Origin of the sequence: Lactiplantibacillus sp. ME-2 (assembly GCF_022549155.1) — a bacterium.
GTDB classification, from domain to species: domain Bacteria; phylum Bacillota; class Bacilli; order Lactobacillales; family Lactobacillaceae; genus Lactiplantibacillus; species Lactiplantibacillus plantarum.
In genome coordinates, this window is record NZ_JAKZEQ010000143.1 from 1 (window position 1) to 337 (window position 337).

General features: G+C 37.4%; 1 protein-coding gene. It reads left to right on the forward strand.

Annotation, left to right across the window (positions count from 1 at the left end; all coding sequences use genetic code 11):
- Positions 1-153: 153 nt before the first annotated feature.
- Positions 154-337 (forward strand): Wzz/FepE/Etk N-terminal domain-containing protein (locus tag MMY95_RS15730; protein WP_241277835.1); only part of this gene is annotated, 184 nt, incomplete at its 3' end.

The window sequence follows — 337 nt, forward strand, 5'->3', positions numbered from 1 at the left end:
TTTTGAGGGAAGCGTGAAAGGATTCCATTGGCGCATTATCATACGGACAACCCTTTGTAAATCAACCAATGTAATGTTATATTTGACGATAGATTGTATTTAATAGCGTTAGTTAAAACGTGTTTTAATCTTGTTAATTTTGGAGAGTGAATGATGGATCAAACAGTAAGTTTTGACTTTTTTATCCGGCTTGTCCGTAAGTACTGGCTTGCAATTGTCAGTTTTACGGTGGTGGGATTGATAGTTTCCGCAGGGTTGACCTTCTTTGTAATTACGCCTAAATACCAATCGAGTGTTCAGATTTTGGTTAACCGTAAGAATACTAATGCCGCTACTG